The following is a 15,981-nucleotide window of genomic DNA, read 5'->3' on the forward strand; positions in this document are numbered from 1 at the left end:
GGGGGGGCCGGCCGCCCCGCCCCGGGGGCCCCCCCCCCGCGGGCTGCGCGCCCCCCCCCGGGGCCCCCCCCCTCCCCCCACCCGGGGGGGGGGGGGGGGCCCCAACCCCCGGGGCCCCCCCCCCCCCGGCGGCATTCTGAGGGCCTCGTGGGACGTAGTCGTACGGGAATGCCGGAGGGCCCGCAGCGTCACCGCTGCGGGCCCTCCGGCGTTTTCCCTGCTTACGCCTCGTCCCGGCGCAGTGAGGGCTTCAGGTCCTTGAGCCGGCCGAGCAGTCCGTTGACGAACGAGGGCGACTCGTCCGTGGAGAACTCCTTCGCCAGCTGCACCATCTCGTCGAGTACGACCGCGTCCGGGGTCTCGTCGACCCAGACCAGCTCGTACGCGCCGAGGCGCAGGATGTTGCGGTCCACGACCGGCATGCGGTCGAGCGTCCAGCCGACGGAGTACTGCGCGATCAGCTCGTCGATGCGCTTGGTGTGCTGCGCATAGCCCTCGACCAGCTGCATCGTGTACTCGCTCACCGGCGGCTGCCGGGTGTCGGCCCGGGAGAGCCGGATCCAGTCCGCGAGGACCGTCAGGACGTCGGCCCCGCGCTGGTCGGCCTCGAAGAGGATCTGGAAGGCGCGCTTGCGGGCCGTGTTGCGGGCAGCCACGGTTAGCTGTTCACCCGGCCGAGGTAGTCGCTCGTGCGGGTGTCGACCTTGATCTTCTCACCGGTGGTGATGAAGAGCGGGACCTGGATCTGGTGGCCGGTCTCCAGGATGGCGGGCTTGGTGCCGCCGGTGGAGCGGTCGCCCTGGACGCCAGGCTCGGTCTCCTGGATGACGAGCTCGACGGCGGCCGGCAGCTCCACGAAGAGCACCTCGCCCTCGTGCTGCGCGACGGTGGCGGTGAAGCCCTCGATCAGGAAGTTGGCGGCGTCGCCGACGGCCTTGCGGTCGACCATGAGCTGGTCGTAGGTCTCCATGTCCATGAAGACGAAGTAGTCGCCGTCCATGTAGGAGAACTGCATGTCGCGCTTGTCGACGGTGGCCGTCTCGACCTTCACGCCGGCGTTGAAGGTCTTGTCGACGACCTTCCCGGAGAGCACGTTCTTGAGCTTGGTGCGCACGAAGGCCGGGCCCTTGCCGGGCTTGACGTGCTGGAACTCGACGACGGACCAGAGCTGGCCGCCTTCGAGCTTGAGCACCATGCCGTTCTTGAGGTCGTTCGTGGAAGCCACGGTTGCGGAATCTCCTGGACTGACGTGGACGACCCCGGCGCACGCCACTGCCTACAGGGCGAGCAGCTCCTTGGTCGTGATGGTGAGTAGCTCGGGTCCGCCGTCCGCCTCGGGGCGGACGACGAGCGTGTCATCGATCCGGACGCCGCCCCGGCCCGGGAGGTGGACCCCCGGTTCGACGGTGACCGGCACGCAAGCGTCCAGTTTACCCATGGCCGCGGGAGCCAACTGCGGGTCCTCGTCGATTTCGAGTCCCACGCCGTGCCCCGTCAGGGCCGGAAGGCCCTGCCCGTACCCCGCGGAGTCCAGTACCTGGCGTGCCGCGCGGTCGACATCGCGGTACGCGGCGCCGGGTACCAGCGACTCCCGTCCGGCGCGCTGGGCGGCGAAGACGAGGTCGTACAACTCGATCTGCCAGTCGGCGGGGGACGTACCGATGACGAAGGTACGGCCGATCTCGCACCGGTAGCCGCGGTACGTGGCCCCCAGGCAGACGGAGAGGAAGTCGCCCTCCTCGACGCGTCGGTCCGTGGGCCGATGGGCGCGCCGGCCGGCGTTCGGGCCGGTGGCGACCGAGGTCCGGAAGGCCGGGCCGTCGGCGCCGTGATCGACCAGGCGCCGTTCGAGTTCCAGGGCGAGGTGGCGTTCGGTGCGGCCGACAAGGATGGATTCTAGCAGCTCCCCGAGCGCCTGGTCGGCGATCTCGGCGCCGATCCTGAGGCAGGAGATCTCCTCTTCGTCCTTGACCACCCTCAGCTGCTCCACGGCCCCGCCGAGGTCGGCGAGGCGCAGTCGCGGGACGACCGAGCGGATGGCCCTGTGACGGGCCACGGTCAGGTGGTGTTCCTCCACGGCGAGGGAGACCCCGCCCTGCGCTGCCGCGAGGTCGGCGGCGGCGACGGCGGGGTCGCCACCGGCACCGGGGAGGGTGTGGATCCGCAGCGCCTCGTCGGGGCGGCCCTCGGTGGGGCGGTCGTCGGGCGGTTCGGCGCACACGAGCAGGTCTTCGGTCTTGCCGAGGAGCAGCACGGAGCCCTGGGGGGCGGCGCCCGCGAGGTAGCGGACGTTGGCGGGGCGGGAGATCAGCGCGGTGGCGCTGCCGCTGGCTTGGCAGCGGTCCCTCAGCCGGGATCGGCGGGTGGCGTACACCTCTGACATGACCCGAGCGTAAGAGCTCCGCTCGGTTGGCGCCGGTTGGGGGCGTCTGAGTGGGCGGTGTCTGGATTGTGGGGGTTGGTGGGGGTGCCGTTCGGGGACGGGGTGCGGCTTGAGGTTGTGTGCCGTGTGTGGGTGCGTGGGGGCTTGTCGCGCAGTTCCCCGCGCCCCTTAGGGGCGTCCACTTCCGTCGGCTACCAGTTCGCGGGACCCCGTGCCCCCTTCAGGGCGTCCGCTCCCGTTGGCTACCACTTCGGTGGGCTTGCGATGGAGCGGGCCAGTACGTCGTTCAGGACCTGGGCCGTCTGTGGGACGTCCAGCTGGGAGTTGTCGATGATCGGGAGGCCCGAGCCGTACCAGCCCGCCATGCGGCCGTGGATGCGGGCGACCTCCTCGTCGGTGAGGCGGCGGTTGCCCGAGCGTTCGGCGTTGCGCTCCAGGACGATCTCCAGGCCCGGGAGCAGGACGACGGGGAGGAGGCCGGGGCCCACATGACGCTTCCAGCCGCCGAGGCCGACCACCGGGCGGTCGGGGAAGACCGCGTCGTCGAGGATGCAGGAGATGCCGTTGGCCAGGAAGTTGCGCGCGGCGAAGCCGCAGGTGCGACGGGCGAGGCGGTACTGGGCCTCGGAGTTGTCGTTCCACCCGGACTGGGGGTCGGCGAAGCCCGAGCGGACCCATTCGCGGACGTCATCGAGGCTGATGTGGGCGGTGGGGACCCGGCGGTGGTCCGCCCAGTACTTGGCGACGCTCGTCTTGCCGGCCCCGGCCGGACCGATGAGCAGCACCGCGAGGGTCGTGGCCGCCGGGTCGGGTGCCGTCGTGGCGGGCGGGGCGCTCGGCATGCCTACGGGGCCGCCGGGCGGCAGCGGTACGTGGCCCGTGGTTTCGGGCGTCGGCTGGACGTGGGTCTGCTGGGGTGCGGGCGGGACCGGTCCCGGAGGCGTGAAGCCCGGGGCAGGGGGTGGCGGAGGAACGGGAGCCGACCCCTGGTGCGGGGCATGCGGAGCGGGTCCCTGGGGCGCACCCGGGTGGTGCTGACCCGCGTGCTGTGCGGCCGGCGACCAGCCGTGCCCCGACTGGTGGGGCGGCGGCAGCGGAGAACCCACTGCGTGCTGCATCCGGTGCCACTCCGTCTCGTCTTCCATGGCCATTGGCGCTGCGAGCAGGGCACACGAACCCCGCTCGCTACCGAACGGTACCGCCCCCGGCCGCCGTTTGGTGAACGGCCGGGGGCGGTCCGAAGTGCCCATCGCCACAGGCGAATCGGACGCAAGCGCGCTTCCGGGGACTTACTGGCCGACTTCGCCGTACGCCGCGAGCAGGACGGCCGGGTCGGGGCCCTCCAGGACGGTCGGCTTGGCCAGGCCGTCCAGCACGATGAAGCGCAGCAGATTGCCGCGGGACTTCTTGTCCACCTTCATGGTCTCCAGCAGCTTGGGCCACTGGTCGTGGCGGTAGTGCAGCGGCAGACCGACCGATTCGAGGATCGTGCGGTGACGGTCGGCCGTCGCGTCGTCCAACCGCCCGGCGAGACGGCCGAGTTCGGCGGCGAAGTGCATGCCGACGGAGACCGCGGCGCCGTGCCGCCACTTGTAGCGCTCGTTCTTCTCGATGGCGTGGCCGAGCGTGTGGCCGTAGTTGAGGATCTCCCTGAGACCCGACTCCTTCAGGTCCGACGAGACGACCTCGGCCTTGACCCGGATGGAGCGCTCGATCAGCTCGGCGGTGTGCGGGCCCGCCGGGGTCCGCGCGGCCTGCGGGTCGGCCTCGATCAGCTCCAGGATCACCGGGTCGGCGATGAAACCGGCCTTGATGATCTCCGCGAGCCCGGAGACGTAGTCGTTGACGGGCAGCGACTCCAGCGCGGCCAGGTCGCACAGCACTCCGGCCGGCGGGTGGAAGGCGCCGACGAGGTTCTTGCCCTCGGCGGTGTTGATGCCGGTCTTGCCGCCGACGGCCGCGTCCACCATCGCGAGCACGGTGGTCGGTACGGCGATCCAGCGCACCCCGCGCAGCCAGGTGGCGGCCACGAACCCGGCGAGGTCGGTGGTCGCCCCGCCACCGACACCGACGATGACGTCGGAGCGGGTGAAGCCGGACTGGCCCAGCGCCTTCCAGCAGTAGGCGGCGACCTCGGCGGTCTTGGCCTCCTCGGCGTTCGGCACCTGGATGGCGACCGCCTCATAGCCCTGCCCGGCCAGGTCGGCGCGCAGCGCCTCGCCGGTCTCGGCCAGCGCCTCCGGGTGGACGACGGCCACCCGTTGGGCCTTGCCGCCGATCAACCCGCCCAGCTCGCCCAGGAGCTGACGGCCCACCAGGACCTCGTAGGGGTCGGTCCCCGCGGTGCCGCCGACCTGGATCCGGGTGACTGCCTCGCTCATGCTTCCTTCAACTCCAGTGCGTCCAGGGCGATTTCGGTGACCTCTTCGGGCGTACGGCCATCGGTCGCGACGACGGCCGTGGCGACCTCCTCGTACAGGTGCCGACGGGCCTCCATCAGCTCGCGCCACTGCTTGCGCGGGTTGACCGCGAGGAGCGGGCGGGCCGCGTTCAGCCCGGTCCGCTTGACCGCCTCCTCGACGTCCATCGACAGGTACACGACCCGCTGGTCCGCGAGCAACGCGCGCGTGTCCGCGTCCAGGATCGAACCGCCGCCGAGAGCGAGAACGCCGTCGTGCCCGGCCAGCGCCCGGTGCACGGCCGCCTTCTCGAGGGCACGGAAGGCGGGCTCGCCCTCGTCGACGAAGATCTCGGCGATGGTCCGGCCCTGCTCGGCCACGATGTCGTCGTCGGTGTCCCGGTAGGTCACCCCCAGCCGCTCGGCCAGCAGCTGCCCGACGGTGGACTTGCCCACCCCCATCGGGCCGACCAGGACGACCAGCGGCCCGCTCATCGGATGGCGAGGTTGTCGAGGTACGAGGTCACGTTGCGGCGGGTCTCGGCGACCGAGTCACCGCCGAACTTCTCCGCCACCGCGTCCGCGAGGACCAGCGCGACCATCGCCTCGGCGACGATGCCGGCGGCCGGGACCGCGGACACGTCGGAGCGCTGGTGGTGCGCCTGCGCCGCCTCGCCGGTGGTGACGTCCACCGTCTGCAGGGCGCGCGGCACGGTCGCGATCGGCTTCATCGCGGCGCGGACCCGCAGCAGCTCACCGGTGGTGAGGCCGCCCTCGGTACCGCCGGAACGGCCGGAGACACGGCGGATGCCCTCGGGCGTCTTCACGATCTCGTCGTGCGCCTTGGAACCGGGGACGCGCGCCAGCTCGAAGCCGTCGCCGAGCTCGACGCCCTTGATCGCCTGAATGCCCATGAGCGCCCCGGCGAGGCGGGCGTCCAGCTTGCGGTCCCAGTGCACGTGCGAGCCCAGGCCGACGGGGACGCCGTACGCCAGGATCTCGACCACGCCACCGAGGGTGTCGCCGTCCTTGTGGGCCTGGTCGACCTCGGCCACCATCGCCTTCGAGGTGTCGGCGTCCAGGCAGCGCAGCGGGTCGGCGTCCAGCTTCTCGACGTCGGCAGGCGTCGGGTACACCCCGGCCGGAGCCTTCACCGAGCACAGCTCCACGACATGGCTGACGATCTCGATGCCGGCCGTCTCCTTGATGTACGACCGGGCCACCGCGCCCAGCGCCACGCGGGCCGCCGTCTCACGGGCGGAGGCGCGCTCCAGGATCGGCCGGGCCTCCTCGAAGCCGTACTTCTGCATGCCCGCGAGGTCGGCGTGGCCGGGGCGCGGGCGGGTCAGCGGGGCGTTGCGGGCCAGGCCCGCGAGAATCTCGGGGTCGATCGGGTCGGCCGCCATGACCTGCTCCCACTTCGGCCACTCGGTGTTGCCCACCATGATCGCGACAGGGGAACCGAGGGTGAGGCCGTGCCGGACCCCGCCGAGGAAGGTGACCTCGTCACGCTCGAACTTCATGCGCGCGCCGCGTCCATAACCGAGCCGGCGCCGGGCCAGGTGGTCGGCCACCATCTCCGTGGTGATCGGCACACCGGCGGGAAGGCCCTCCAGCGTCGCCACGAGTGCGGGACCGTGGGACTCCCCCGCGGTCAGCCAGCGCAACCTGCTCAACGTTGCTCCTCAGTCCTCGCGCCCTGGTACTGCCCTGCGTACGCGCGTCCTCGCGTACGTCGACGGCGCGACCAGGTGCGCGGCCCTGGCCCGCCACCTTCGATCCTCCCACGTCCGGGCCCGCTCCCCGGCCGCCGGTCCACCAAGCGGGACGGGGGACGGACAGCGCCGGGCGCCGGAAGGCATCACGCGGTGCCGCCACCCTGGCGCTGTTGCGGCATGCGGGCGCCGAGGAAGTCGGTACCGCTCGGAACTCAGCGGATCCTAGCGGCCCGCGAGAGCGCGCTCCCCTGCTTTTCGCATGGCCTCCAGGGGGGCCGGAACGCAGCCGGTCATCTGCTCCACCTGGAGCACCGCCTGGTGGACCAGCAGGTCGAGCCCGCTGACGACGGCACCGCCGTACATCGACCAGCGAGCCGCGAGAGCGGTCGGCCAAGGGTCGTAGAGCACGTCGAAGAGGGTGGCGGGGCGCTCCGGTACGGCGGAGGCGAGGGCGTCGGTCGTACCGGCCGGGGTGGTCGCGATCACCAACGGCGCGCGCAGCGCCCGGTCCGCGTCGGCCCAGTCCGCCGTACGGAGCTCGACGTCGAGGCGCTCGCCCCACTGCCGCATCTCGGCGGCGCGTGCCTCGCTGCGGACGTAGGCCACGACCTCACCAGTGCAGATGCGCGCGAGCGCGGCCAGCGCGGACGACGCCGTGGCGCCGGCGCCGAGGATCGCCGCCGACTCGACCTGTTCGATGCCGCGCTCCCGCAGCGCGGCGACCATCCCGGGGATGTCGGTGTTGTCGCCGACGCGGCGGCCGTCCTCGGTGAAGACCACCGTGTTGACCGCCTCGACCGAGGCCGCCGTCTCGCTGATCTCGTCGAGCAGCGGAAGGACGGCCCGCTTGAGCGGCATGGTCAGCGACAACCCGGCCCACTCCGGCCCGAGTTCCGCGAGGAACCCGGGCAGGGCCGCCTCGTCGATCTCGAAGCGGTCGTACGTCCAGCCCGTGAGCTTCAGTTCCTCGTACGCGGCGCGGTGCAGCACCGGGGAGAGGGAGTGGGCGATGGGCGAACCGAGAACGGCTGCCCGGCGGGCGTCAGTTGCCCGTGCTGTCATGGAACCTGTCCTTGAGCCTGTGGAAATTTCGCTGTCCGACAGCGGTCGTGAGAATGGTCGTGCGAGCGCTCGCCATCGATGTGGCCGCCCACTGCGGCTGACGCACCGGCCCTGCTCAGTCTGTGCCGTCAGTCCTTGTTCCTCGACGCATTGAACTGCTGGACCAGCTTGTCGTGCTCCGCTAGCGTCTTCGTGAACTTGCTGGTCTTTCCGTCCAGCGAGATGAAGTAGTACCAGCCTTGCTTCGTCGGATTCAATGCGCCCTTGAGCGCCTCTTCACCGGGGTTGTCGATGGGACCGGGCGGCAGCCCCTTGACGTAGTACGTGTTGTACGGGTTGTTGTACTGCCTCAGCTCGGCAATAGACAGATCGATCTTGCTCTGGTTCTTCACGTAGTTGTACGTGGAGTCGAACTCCAGGGAGCCGTAAGTCTCGGAGTTCCCAGGCTTGAGGCGGTTGTAGACGACCTCGGCCATCTTGCGGAAGTCGTCGTGGCTCGTGCCTTCGGCTTGCGCCAAGCTCGCAACGGTGAGCAGCTGCCACGGTCCGTCGAGGCCAAGACCTTCGGCCTTCTTCTCCAAGCCCAGCTCTTCGTATTTCTCCGTGGCGCGGGCGACCATTTCCTTGAGGACGGTCTCGGGCTTCTGCCCTTCGCTGGCCGCGTAGCTGGAGGGGTAAAGGAATCCTTCCAGCGGGTCCTTCAAATCGGGATGGTTCAGCGCCCAGTCGGGAAGGCCGAGATCTCTGTACTTCTTCTTCGCAACGCTCGCCGTGGTTCCGTCCGCCACCCCGAGGCGCTTGTCGATCAGCGCATAAACCGCCGTGTTCCGTGAGCCCTCAGCAATGATCAGGTTGTCACGGCTTTTCGGGCTGAGCATCAGTTCGACAGCACTCGCGGCCGACATCTGCTTCTCCAGCGTGTAGACGCCGTCCTGGATCGATTTGCCGTCAGGGTTCGAGCTCTGCGCGGAGACGAAAGCGTCGACGCTTTGGATGACCCCGGCCGCTTTCAGCTTCTGCCCGATGACATAGCCGCCCGCCCCCTTGGGGATGACAACGGTGACCTGATCGCCGTTGCCGTCACCCGCATAGTCGGGCGCCGGGCCGAAACGATCCTCATAGAATTGATACCCGAAATACCCGACTCCGGCCACGCCTCCGCCGAAGATCAGAACGACGACCAGACAGGCCATCCCGCTGCGGCGTTTCTTGGGCTTTCCGCCCCGGCCCCGGCGCTCACCGCGCCCACGGCCGCCTCCCGACTCGTCGTCGGAGTCGTCTTCGTCCTCGTCGCCGCCACCGGCGAAGAAGGCGTGTTCGCCCTGGTCGGGACCGGGGTCCCAGTCGGTCTGGGGCGGCTCCGGCTCGGCCTGCCGCCGGCCCGGCGGCACCGGCGGCGGGTACGCGTCGGGGGTGCCGTAGTAGTCGTGCTGCTCACCGCCGTACGCCGCGGCCTGCTGCCCGTAAGGGTCGGCCGGGTCGGGGTACTGGCCTTGCGTGTGGGAACCGGTGCCCCAGTCGTGGTTGTCGTACGACTGCTGCCCCTGGCCCGCGTACTGCTGCTGTTCGTATTGGTGCGGGTACTGCTGGCCCTGCTCCGGGTACTGCTGACCCTGCTGCTGGTACTGCTGCGCCTGACCATATGCGGCCTGCTGGCCGTCGCCCCAGTCGCCGTACTGCTGCGGCTGCTGCGGCTGCTCCGGATAGTGCTGTGGCTGGCCGCCGTAGGCAGCCTGCCGGCCCGCATGGGCCTGCTGCCCTTCCCATCCGCCGTCCCCGAACAACGGGTCCTCGGGATGCCACGGTTCGGAGCCTGGGCCCCGGCCATACTCAGTCATCGATCCCCTAGAGCCGCGAGGCGGCGGTCACGCGGCTGGTGTAGATCCGGCTCCCGTCCCGCCTCTCTTTGTGCGTCAGCTGTTCGAACACCGCACATCGCGCGGAACGTTACCGTATCGCGATCAGATAACCACTTCGACGCTCTCGCCCGGAGCTTTACCTGACACCCGTTCGGATTCGAGCGCCTGCTGCAAGATGATCACAGCGGCTGCCTGGTCGATCACCGACCGGCCCTTCTTCGACTTCACGCCCGAGGCGCGCAATCCCTGACTGGCCGTGACGGTCGTCATCCGCTCATCCACGAGCCTGACCGGTACGGGCGCGATCATGCGCGCGAGTTCCTGGGCGAAACCCCTGACCTTGACCGCGGCCGGGCCCTCGCCCCCCTTGAGGGAGCGAGGGAGACCGACGACGACCTCGATCGGCTCGTACTCCTCGACGAGTTGCCTGAGCCGGCGGTGCGCTGCCGGGATGTCCCGGCCCGGGACCGTCTCCACCGGGGTGGCGAGGATCCCGTCGGGGTCGCAGGAGGCGACCCCGATGCGGGCGTCCCCGACGTCGATCGCGAGGCGACGGCCGCGGCGCATGCCCGGGTCGTCGCCGCTCGCCTGCGTCTCGGTGCTCACTTGGCCGTTTCCGCCACGAGGCGCTCGACGGCCTCGACGGCCTCGCCGACGGCGGCCGGGTTCTGACCGCCGCCCTGGGCGACGTCCGGCTTGCCGCCACCGCCGCCGCCGAGGGTCTTGGCGGCCGTACGGACCAGGTCGCCGGCCTTGAGGCCGCGCTCGCGGGCGGCGTCATTGGTGGCGATGACCGTCAGGGGCTTGCCGTTGTTGACCGTGAACAGGGCGACCACGGCGGCGCGTCCGCCCTGGATACGGCCGCGCACGTCGAGGACCAGCTTGCGCAGGTCGTCGGCCGTGGTGCCGTCCGGAACCTGGCCCGTGACGACCGCGATGCCGTGCACGTCCTTGGCGGACTCGGCGAGTCCGGCGGCGGCCTGCAGGACCTTCTCGGCGCGGAACTTCTCGATCTCCTTCTCGGCGTCCTTCAGCTTGCCGAGCATGGCGGAAACCTTCTCCGGAAGCTCTTCCGGGCGGCCCTTGATCAGCTCCTGGAGCTGGGCGACGACCGTGTGCTCACGGGCGAGGAAGTTGTAGGCGTCGACCCCGACGAGGGCCTCGATACGGCGCACACCGGAGCCGATCGACGACTCGCCGAGCAGCTTCACCAGGCCCAGCTGGGAGGTGTTGTGCACGTGCGTACCGCCGCACAGCTCCTTGGAGAAGTCGCCGATGGTCACCACGCGGACCCGCTCGCCGTACTTCTCGCCGAACTCGGCGATGGCGCCCTGCTTCTTGGCCTCGTCGATGCCCATGACCTCGGCCTGGACGTCGAGGTCACGGGCGAGCACCTCGTTGATCTTCTGCTCGACGTCGGTCATCACGGCCGTGGGAACCGCGGACGGCGAACCGAAGTCGAAGCGGAAACGGCCGGGCTGGTTCTCCGAACCGGCCTGGGCGGCCGTCGGGCCGAGGGCGTCACGCAGCGCCTGGTGGGTGAGGTGGGTGGCCGAGTGGGCGCGGGCGATGGCCGTGCGGCGGCGGGCGTCGATCGAGGCATGCGCCTTGGCGCCGACGGTGACCTCGCCGACCTGGACGACCCCCTTGTGGACGTAGACGCCCGGGACCGGCTTCTGGCAGTCGCGGATCTCGATGACGGCGCCGGTGTCGACCTTGATGCGGCCGGTGTCGCCGATCTGGCCGCCGCCCTCGGCGTAGAACGGGGTGCGGTCGAGGACGATCTCGACCTCGTCGCCCTCGGTCGCGGCCGGGGAGGAGGCGCCGTCGACGAGGATGCCGACGATGGTGGACTCGCCCTCGGTGTCGCTGTAGCCGATGAAGTCGGTCTCACCGACCTTGTCGGCGATCTCCCGGTAGGCGCCGGCGCCCGCGTGACCGGTCTTCTTCGCCTGGGCGTCGGCCTTGGCGCGCTCCCGCTGCTCCTTCATCAGGCGGCGGAAGCTGTCCTCGTCCACGGAGAGCCCCTGTTCGGCGGCCATCTCCAGGGTGAGGTCGATCGGGAAGCCCCAGGTGTCGTGGAGCAGGAAGGCCTTGTCGCCGGCCAGGACGGTGGAGCCCGCGGCCTTGGTGTCGGTGACGGCCGTGTCGAGGATGTTGGTGCCGGCCTTCAGCGTCTTGAGGAAGGCGTTCTCCTCGGCGAGGGCGACCTTCTCGATGCGCTCGCGGTCGGTGACGAGCTCGGGGTACTGCTGGCCCATCATGCCGATGACGACGTCGATGAGGTCCTTGACGACCGGACCGGTGGCGCCGAGCAGACGCATGTTGCGGATGGCGCGGCGCATGATGCGGCGCAGCACGTAGCCGCGGCCCTCGTTGCCCGGCGTCACGCCGTCGCCGATGAGCATCGTGGCCGTACGCATGTGGTCGGTGACCACGCGCAGGGAGACGTCCGAGGCGTGGGCGTCGCCGTAGGCGACACCGGTCAGCTCGGTGGCTTTTTTGATGACGGCCATGGAGGTGTCGATCTCGTACATGTTCTGCACGCCCTGCAGAATCATGGCGAGGCGCTCGAGGCCGAGGCCCGTGTCGATGTTCTTGCTGGGCAGTTCGCCGAGGATCTCGAAGTTGTCCTTGCCGGTGCCCGCGCCCCGCTCGTACTGCATGAAGACGAGGTTCCAGATCTCCACGTACCGCTCGTCGTTGACGGCGGGGCCGCCCTCGACGCCGAACTCGGGGCCGCGGTCGTAGTTGATCTCGGAACAGGGGCCGCAGGGGCCGGGGACGCCCATGGACCAGTAGTTGTCCTTCATGCCGAGGCGCTGGATGCGCTCCTGCGGCACGCCGACGACCTCGTGCCAGATGCGCTCGGCCTCGTCGTCGTCCTTGTAGACGGTGATCCACAGGCGCTCGGGGTCGAGGCCGTAACCGCCCTTGTCCTGGGGGCTGGTGAGCAGCTCCCAGGCGAGCTTGATGGCGCCTTCCTTGAAGTAGTCGCCGAAGGAGAAGTTGCCGCACATCTGGAAGAACGTGCCGTGCCGGGTGGTCTTGCCGACCTCTTCGATGTCCGGCGTGCGGACGCACTTCTGGACGCTCGTGGCACGGGCGTAGGGCGGCTTGACCTCACCCAGGAAGTAGGGCTTGAAGGGCACCATGCCGGCCGGGACGAGGAGCAGAGTCGGGTCGTCCGCGATGAGCGACGCCGAAGGGACGACGGTGTGCCCGCGCTCCTCGAAGAAGCTCAGCCAGCGGCGGCGAATCTCGGCCGACTCCATCAGTGGTCCTCATTCCGGTTGTACGAGTACGTCGTGTTCTCGATGTACTTCGGGTTGCTGCGGTTGTTCTCGATGGCGGCGTGCCGCCCGGGTGCGGGGAGTTCTGGGTTCTCCTGGATGCCGAGCGCGTCCTCCAACTCGGCCTCCCGCTGGGCCATGTTGTCGCGGACGTCGAGGGCGAAGCCCACCGCGCGGTCCTTCAGCCGTTGACCGGTCTCCAGGGCCTTGTTCGCCGCGGTGGCGGCGAGGCTCTCCGGGGTCAGCTGCTTGAGCTTGCGGTTGACCTTCGTGGTGGCCCACACACCGGCGGCGACACCCGTGGTGAACCAGAACGTACGGCGGAACATCGCTCGGTCTCAGTCCTTACTTCCGCTTGCGTCGTGCGGCAGGGACCGTCCGGCCCACGATCACGCTACGCCGGGGCGCCGTGGGCGCGTCGTCCTTGCGGCCGCCGAGGGCGCGGCGCACGCCGTAGCCGAAGGCCGCGACCTTGACCAGGGGGCCGCCGAAGGTGGAGGCGACGGTGGTCGACAGCGCGGAGGCGTTCGACGTGACCTCCTGGACATCGGAGGCGATCGCGTCGACCCGGTCGATCTGGGTCTGCGCGGAGCGCACCGCCGAGGAGGCGTCTGCCAGGAGCGGGACTGCCTGGTCGGTCACGTCCGCGACGAGCTTGGTGGTCGCCTTGAGCGTCTGGGCCAGCCTCGCCAGCGCGACGGCGAGGAAGGAGACCAGGATCGCCCAGAAGACGGCCACCAGGATCCCGGCAACCTCTCCACCGGACACTGTGTGCACCCGCTCCCTGAAGTGTGTGAACCTGTCAGTGAACCTGGTTCTGAACCTCGTATTGAACCTGGTTCCGAAGCTGAGCCTATCGCGCCGGACGCAGCGTTCCGTACCGCATTACCGGCATGCGAAAGCCCGCCGTCTCCCCACCCGAAAGAGCGGGGAGACGGCGGGCTCAGGCGCAGAAGTCCTACGGCCGCCGAAGGATCAGCGGGCGTAGTACTCGACGACGAGCTGCTCGTCGCAGATCACCGGGATCTCCTTGCGGTTCGGCTCACGGTCCAGGCGGAACGCCAGGGCCTTGAGGTTCACCTGGAGGTAGCGCGGGGTCTCACCCTCGGGGGCGAAGCCGCCCTCACGGGCGATGGAGAAGAGGGTCTTCTCGCGGCTGCGCTCACGGACCATCACGACGTCGTCGGGCTTGACGCGGAAGGACGGCTTGTCGACCTTCTGGCCGTTGACCTCGATGTGGCCGTGAACGACCATCTGACGGGCCTGGTAGATGGTGCGGGCGATGCCCGAACGCAGGACCAGGGCGTCGAGACGGCGCTCGAGCTCGATGATCAGGGCCTCACCGGTCTTGCCCTGAACCTTGGAGGCACGCTCGTAGGCGCGGACGAGCTGACGCTCGGACACGTCGTACTGCGCGCGCAGACGCTGCTTCTCCAGCAGACGGACCTTGTAGTCCGAGTTCTGCTTGCGGCCACGGCCGTGCTCACCCGGCGGGTAGGGACGGGCCTCGAAGTACTTGACGGCCTTCGGGGTCAGCGCGATGCCGAGGGCACGCGACTTCTTGACCTTGGGGCGGGACTGGTTCGCCACTTCTTTTCCTTTTCCTATTCGGCTGCCTCAGGGTTACGGGAGGTCGCAATCCGCAGCCGGGGAATCCCGACATGTCCGCGAGGGACTTGTCAGGCAGCCGTTCCCCTGGTCTGGGCACATACGTGCAGCACACGAACGGCCCACCGACCGGTCCCGGAATTACGGGTGGTGGTGGGCTGCCCGCGACACCTACGGCGGTGCGCGACGCTCCTGGATCAAAAGATCCGGCTGGTTGTCCCGCCTGAGGCGCCGACCGGAGCCGGACACGGGACGCAGCACTTCGAGCGAGTCTACAGGCTGCTCAGGACCGCTTGCGACCGAGGTGTTTTCTGGTCCACTCCACGGCGTCCGCGTACCGCGCCTCGGCGCCGTGCCGGGTGGGCTCGTAGTACTCGCGGTCCTTGATGGCGTCCGGCGCGTACTGCTGCTCGGCGATGCCCTCGGCCAGGTCGTGCGGATACACGTACCCCTGCGCATGCCCGAGCTTGGCGGCGCCCTTGTAGTGCCCGTCGCGCAGGTGGGGCGGGACGGGGCCGGCCAGTCCCTTGCGTACGTCGTCCAGGGCGGCGCCGATCGCGGTGGTCGCGGCGTTGGACTTGGGGGCCAGCGCGAGGGCGATGGTGGCGTGGCTGAGGGTGAGGGCGGCCTCGGGGAAGCCGATCATGGCGACGGCCTGGGCGGCGGCGACCGCGATCGGCAGGGCGTTCGGGTCGGCGAGGCCGATGTCCTCGCTGGCGGAGATCATCAGGCGGCGGGCGATGAAGCGGGGGTCCTCGCCGGCCTCGATCATGCGGGCCAGGTAGTGCAGGGCGGCGTCGACGTCGGAGCCGCGGATGGACTTGATGAGGGCGCTGGCCACGTCGTAGTGCTGGTCGCCGTCGCGGTCGTACTTCACCGCCGCCCGGTCGACGGTCTCCTCCAGCCTCTGGAGGCTGATCTCGCTCTCGCCCTGGTCCAGGGCGGCCCCGGCCGCGGCCTCCAGGGCCGTCAGGGCGCGGCGGGCGTCACCGCCGGCGATGCGCAGCAGGTGGGCCTCGGTGTCCTCGGGGAGGCTGACGGCGTCCTTCAGGCCGCGCTCGTCGCTCAGGGCCCGCCTCAGCAGGCCCCTGACGTCGTCGTCGGTGAGGGGCTCGAGGGTGAGGAGGAGGGAGCGGGACAGCAGGGGGGAGATGACCGAGAAGTACGGGTTCTCGGTGGTCGCCGCGATCAGGGTCACCCAGCGGTTCTCGACGGCCGGGAGGAGGGAGTCCTGCTGGGCCTTGCTGAAGCGGTGGATCTCGTCGAGGAAGAGCACGGTCTCCTTGCCGAAGCCGCCGGTGGCGCGGCGGGCGCCGTCGATGACCGCGCGGACCTCCTTCACTCCGGCGGTGATGGCGGAGAGCTCGACGAAGCGCTTGTTGGTGGCCTTGGAGACCACGTAGGCCAGGGTGGTCTTGCCGGTGCCGGGCGGGCCCCAGAGGATCACGGAGGAGGGCCCGGCGGGGCCGCCGCCGGATTCGCCGACGAGTCTGCGCAGGGGCGAACCCGGCTTCAGCAGGTGCTGCTGGCCCACCACTTCGTCCAGGGTGCGCGGGCGCATGCGCACCGCCAGGGGACTGCCGGCGGGGTCCTTCTCCTGGCGTTCTTCTGCGGCGGCGGTGAACAGGTCGGGCTCCACGCTCAAAACCCTAGTTCACCG

15 protein-coding genes are annotated in these 15,981 nt (G+C 70.1%); all 15 read right to left on the reverse strand.

Annotation, left to right across the window (positions count from 1 at the left end; genetic code table 11):
* Nucleotides 1-221: 221 nt before the first annotated feature.
* Entirely contained in the window at nucleotides 222-656 is a 435-nt protein-coding gene (nusB, locus tag ACIREI_RS16090) for a transcription antitermination factor NusB (RefSeq protein WP_403332978.1), read from the reverse strand.
* A 2-nt stretch (nucleotides 657-658) separates the two neighbouring features.
* Nucleotides 659-1,225: an elongation factor P gene (gene efp / locus ACIREI_RS16095; RefSeq protein WP_403332981.1), complete on the reverse strand. Its 567-nt coding sequence runs from the start codon at nucleotides 1,223-1,225 to the stop codon at nucleotides 659-661.
* 51 nt (nucleotides 1,226-1,276) lie between these two features.
* Nucleotides 1,277-2,383: an aminopeptidase P family protein gene (locus ACIREI_RS16100; RefSeq protein WP_403332984.1), complete on the reverse strand. Its 1,107-nt coding sequence runs from the start codon at nucleotides 2,381-2,383 to the stop codon at nucleotides 1,277-1,279.
* A gap of 242 nt (nucleotides 2,384-2,625) precedes the next feature.
* Complete coding sequence (locus ACIREI_RS16105) at nucleotides 2,626-3,501, reverse strand: Pro-rich N-terminal domain-containing protein (RefSeq protein ID WP_403332987.1); 876 nt, start codon at nucleotides 3,499-3,501, stop codon at nucleotides 2,626-2,628.
* A 171-nt stretch (nucleotides 3,502-3,672) separates the two neighbouring features.
* Nucleotides 3,673-4,764, reverse strand: a complete 1,092-nt coding sequence (aroB, locus tag ACIREI_RS16110) for a 3-dehydroquinate synthase (RefSeq protein WP_403332990.1) — start codon at nucleotides 4,762-4,764, stop codon at nucleotides 3,673-3,675.
* Complete coding sequence (locus ACIREI_RS16115; RefSeq protein ID WP_403332993.1) at nucleotides 4,761-5,276, reverse strand: shikimate kinase; 516 nt, start codon at nucleotides 5,274-5,276, stop codon at nucleotides 4,761-4,763. The genes aroB and ACIREI_RS16115 overlap by 4 nt, the downstream gene beginning before the upstream one ends.
* Nucleotides 5,273-6,457 (reverse strand): chorismate synthase, encoded by a 1,185-nt coding sequence (aroC, locus tag ACIREI_RS16120; RefSeq protein ID WP_403332996.1) that lies wholly within the window; start codon nucleotides 6,455-6,457, stop codon nucleotides 5,273-5,275. The genes ACIREI_RS16115 and aroC overlap by 4 nt, the downstream gene beginning before the upstream one ends.
* A gap of 264 nt (nucleotides 6,458-6,721) precedes the next feature.
* A complete protein-coding gene (locus tag ACIREI_RS16125; RefSeq protein WP_403332999.1) occupies nucleotides 6,722-7,561 on the reverse strand; it encodes a shikimate dehydrogenase in 840 nt (279 codons plus the stop codon).
* A gap of 128 nt (nucleotides 7,562-7,689) precedes the next feature.
* Entirely contained in the window at nucleotides 7,690-9,399 is a 1,710-nt protein-coding gene (mltG, locus tag ACIREI_RS16130; protein WP_403333002.1) for an endolytic transglycosylase MltG, read from the reverse strand.
* Between the two features lie 123 nt (nucleotides 9,400-9,522).
* Nucleotides 9,523-9,987 carry a Holliday junction resolvase RuvX gene (gene ruvX / locus ACIREI_RS16135; protein ID WP_194049717.1) on the reverse strand — a complete coding sequence of 155 codons (465 nt, stop codon included), beginning with the start codon at nucleotides 9,985-9,987 and terminating at the stop codon, nucleotides 9,523-9,525.
* Between the two features lie 35 nt (nucleotides 9,988-10,022).
* Nucleotides 10,023-12,695, reverse strand: coding sequence for an alanine--tRNA ligase (gene alaS / locus ACIREI_RS16140; protein WP_403333005.1), 2,673 nt, complete (start codon nucleotides 12,693-12,695; stop codon nucleotides 10,023-10,025).
* Nucleotides 12,695-13,042, reverse strand: coding sequence for a hypothetical protein (locus ACIREI_RS16145; protein WP_403333008.1), 348 nt, complete (start codon nucleotides 13,040-13,042; stop codon nucleotides 12,695-12,697). Before ACIREI_RS16145 ends, alaS begins: the two co-directional genes overlap by 1 nt.
* 16 nt (nucleotides 13,043-13,058) lie before the next feature.
* Complete coding sequence (locus tag ACIREI_RS16150) at nucleotides 13,059-13,490, reverse strand: DUF948 domain-containing protein (RefSeq protein WP_403333011.1); 432 nt, start codon at nucleotides 13,488-13,490, stop codon at nucleotides 13,059-13,061.
* A gap of 198 nt (nucleotides 13,491-13,688) precedes the next feature.
* Nucleotides 13,689-14,303 carry a 30S ribosomal protein S4 gene (rpsD, locus tag ACIREI_RS16155; RefSeq protein ID WP_062674288.1) on the reverse strand — a complete coding sequence of 205 codons (615 nt, stop codon included), beginning with the start codon at nucleotides 14,301-14,303 and terminating at the stop codon, nucleotides 13,689-13,691.
* Nucleotides 14,304-14,604: 301 nt separating this feature from the next.
* On the reverse strand, nucleotides 14,605-15,960 hold the full coding sequence (locus ACIREI_RS16160; RefSeq protein ID WP_403333015.1) for a replication-associated recombination protein A: 1,356 nt from the start codon (nucleotides 15,958-15,960) through the stop codon (nucleotides 14,605-14,607).
* Between the last annotated feature and the right edge of the window lie 21 nt (nucleotides 15,961-15,981).

This window comes from Streptomyces sp. NPDC093591 (assembly GCF_044764885.1).
Taxonomy (GTDB): domain Bacteria; phylum Actinomycetota; class Actinomycetes; order Streptomycetales; family Streptomycetaceae; genus Streptomyces.

Excerpts from the sequence above, each read along its gene's own strand:
- ACIREI_RS16100 (WP_403332984.1), bottom strand. The coding sequence starts at position 2,383 with ATGTCAGAGGTGTACGCCACCCGCCGATCCCGGCTGAGGGACCGCTGC.
- ACIREI_RS16105 (WP_403332987.1), bottom strand. The coding sequence starts at position 3,501 with ATGCAGCACGCAGTGGGTTCTCCGCTGCCGCCGCCCCACCAGTCGGGG.
- aroB (WP_403332990.1), bottom strand. The coding sequence starts at position 4,764 with ATGAGCGAGGCAGTCACCCGGATCCAGGTCGGCGGCACCGCGGGGACC.
- ACIREI_RS16115 (WP_403332993.1), bottom strand. The coding sequence starts at position 5,276 with ATGAGCGGGCCGCTGGTCGTCCTGGTCGGCCCGATGGGGGTGGGCAAG.
- ACIREI_RS16125 (WP_403332999.1), bottom strand. The coding sequence starts at position 7,561 with ATGACAGCACGGGCAACTGACGCCCGCCGGGCAGCCGTTCTCGGTTCG.
- mltG (WP_403333002.1), bottom strand. The coding sequence starts at position 9,399 with ATGACTGAGTATGGCCGGGGCCCAGGCTCCGAACCGTGGCATCCCGAG.
- ruvX (WP_194049717.1), bottom strand. The coding sequence starts at position 9,987 with ATGCGCCGCGGCCGTCGCCTCGCGATCGACGTCGGGGACGCCCGCATC.
- alaS (WP_403333005.1), bottom strand. The coding sequence starts at position 12,695 with ATGGAGTCGGCCGAGATTCGCCGCCGCTGGCTGAGCTTCTTCGAGGAG.
- ACIREI_RS16145 (WP_403333008.1), bottom strand. The coding sequence starts at position 13,042 with ATGTTCCGCCGTACGTTCTGGTTCACCACGGGTGTCGCCGCCGGTGTG.